This window comes from Streptomyces mutomycini, from assembly GCF_001700505.1.
Taxonomy (GTDB): domain Bacteria; phylum Actinomycetota; class Actinomycetes; order Streptomycetales; family Streptomycetaceae; genus Streptomyces; species Streptomyces mutomycini.
Map to the genome: position 1 here is coordinate 1 of NZ_MAPV01000282.1, position 2515 is coordinate 2515.

Below are 2515 nucleotides of genomic sequence, written 5' to 3' on the forward strand. Positions count from 1 at the left end.
GTTCCGGGGCGCGCTGGGGCTCACGGTGCCGTGGTCGGAGTCGGCTTCCTCCCCGGTGGTGCTGGTGGTGGCGGCGGGGCTGTCGGCCGCGCTGCACGTCAGGTGGCCGCGGACACTCCCGGAGAAGGGGTGGCGCGCGACGGCGGGGGCCGGCGGGGCGGTTCTGGGCTGCGGTGCGGTCCTGGCCCTGCTCGCGGTGGCGGACGCGCCGTACGCGGTGGCCGTGGGCGTGGAACTGCTGCTGGTCGCGGCGCTGCTGGCCCTCACGGTGCGTCGCGCGGCCGACGCGATCGCGGTGACCTTCCTGGGGTGCGCGCTGGTGGCGGCGGTGAGCGTGGGTCTGCTCGGGCTGGCCGCCGAGCCCGCGACGTACGCGGTGTCCGGGGCACTGGCGGTGCTGTTCGCCGGTTCCGCCACCAGGTCCCGTGTGCCTGCCGTGCGCTCGGTGCTCGCCTGTTCCTCGGTGATGTGCGCGATCGCCGTCGCGGGGGCCGTGGGCGCGTCGCTGGGTTGGAGCGCCCCGCACACGGCCCCGCTGGTGCTGGTGGTGACGGCTGCGACGGTACTGCTCGGGGCGCGGTTGCGGACGCCTGTCGTGGCGGCCTCGGTGGAACTCGCGGGGGTGTTCGCCGCGGTGGTCGCCGTGGCTCTGGCGGTGACGGACGCGCCGTTCCTGGCACTGGTGCTGGGGTTGTGCGGAGTGCTGGCCGCGGCCACGGCGCTGCGGCCGGAGCGCCGGCTCGTGGCGGGGTATCCGGCTGCGGCACTGTTCGTGGCGGCGGCGTGGGTGCGGCTGGCGGCTTCGGGGGTGACGGATCCCGAGGCGTACACGCTGCCTGTGTCCTTGGCCGCTTTCGCGGTGGGCTTCGTACGTCGCCGCAGGGATCCGGCCGCGTCCTCGTGGGCGGCGTACGGTCCGGCCCTGTCCATGACCATGGTGCCGAGCCTCGTGGTCGCCTGGGGTGATCCGCACTGGCTGCGGCCCCTGTTGCTGGGTGTCGCGGCGCTGGTGGTCACGCTGGTGGGCGCCCGGCTGCGGCTCCAGGCGCCCCTGGTGCTGGGCGGTTCGGTCCTGGCGCTGGACGCGCTGCACGAGCTGGCCCCCCATGTGGTCCAGGTCTTCGACGCGCTCCCGCGCTGGGCGCCCCCGGCGCTCGCCGGGCTGCTGCTGCTCGCGGTCGGTGCGACCTACGAGCAGCGGCTGCGCGACGCGCGCCGGGTGCGGGAGAGCTTCGGCCGGATGCGTTAGGGCGCGCTCCGGGCCGTCACGGCATCCTGTCGCCGACGAGCGCGAGGTTCTGGATGGCCGCCAGGCCGTACAGGGCGGTGGTGTTGGTGCTGACCCAGGCCGCCTCACTGCCCGGTACGGGCCCGGTGGGTCCTTCGACCTTCTTGGTGCTCCAGTCGGTGCTCTCCTTGTAGTCCCAGGCGTCGGCGCTGCTGTAGAACTGCTTCCACGCCCGGGTGGCCAGGGTGACGTCGCCGGTCCGTACGGCGGCGTAGGCGTCCTGGCGCGAGTGGCCCTGGAACAGCAGGAGGGTGCCGAAGTTGCTGCCGTAGCGGGCGGCCTGCTCGGCCTTGGTGGCGTTGAAGTAGCGGCAGTAGTCGATCCAGGCGGCCTCGAAGGCGGGCATGTCGATCATGTCGATGAGTTCGGCGTTGAGCTCGACCAGGCCGAACATCGCCGAGAGGTGCGAGACGCCGACCGCGGGCTTGTCGGCGATCGCGAACTTCCCGGTGTCCAGGTCGTAGAGGCCGACGCCCTGCACGAATCCGTTGGGCTGGGCGGCGATGGTCTCCATGGTGGACAGGACCCGGGCCCTGGCCTTTTCCCACTTGGGCCCGCGCCGCTCCCACTCGGTGAGCCAGGCGGAGACGAGACCGCTCCAGTCGGTACCGAAGCCGATGGACAGCGCGTGGCGGTCCGGGGTGTAGGGCTCGGTGCGGATCTTGCGGATCGGGTCGAGGGCGAGGAAGGTCTCGTCGGAGTCGACGTTGGCGTGCATGAGGTCGCCGACGCGCTCGTCGGCGGTGAGGAAGTAGAACATGCGCCGGTACGTGGTGTTGGCTATGCGCTGCTGCTTGGCACTGTCGGCGTAGTGCTGGACCCCGTGCCGGGTGCCGAGACCCGCCCATTTGCCGAGGTGGTAGACGTCGACCTCGCCGGTGTGGCGGGTCATGGCCTCGGCGAAGCGGTAGATGTCGGCGCGGCCGGAGCGCATGTAGGCGTACCAGAGCCAGAGGTCGGGCGAGAGCTCGGAGTTGTCCCAGGCGTAGCCGCCGACGTCGTAGCACCACTGGTGCCGGGTCGGGTCGTAGGTGTGCATGATGTCGCCGTAGTCCCAGAACCCGTACCAACGGCGCATCTCCACCTGGTCCTTGTAGTAGCTGAAGAGGAAGTCCAGGTGGTCCTCGATCTTCGACTTGGCGGCGGTGGAGCGGTCGGGTTCGGCGAAGAGTCCGCCGAAGACCTTGGCCTTGACGAGCTGCTTGGGCGGGGCGGCGAGCTGGGGCG

2 protein-coding genes are annotated in these 2515 nt (G+C 71.9%); one reads left to right on the top strand and one right to left on the bottom strand.

Annotated features, from left to right (window positions below; translation table 11 throughout):
- On the top strand, positions 1-1249 hold a 1249-nt coding region (locus tag BFF76_RS29370; RefSeq protein WP_420877234.1), incomplete at its 5' end, for an SCO7613 C-terminal domain-containing membrane protein.
- 16 nt (positions 1250-1265) lie between these two features.
- On the opposite strand, the gene BFF76_RS29375 is transcribed toward BFF76_RS29370, so the two are convergent.
- On the bottom strand, positions 1266-2515 hold a 1250-nt coding region (locus tag BFF76_RS29375; protein WP_478078179.1), incomplete at its 5' end, for an exo-rhamnogalacturonan lyase family protein.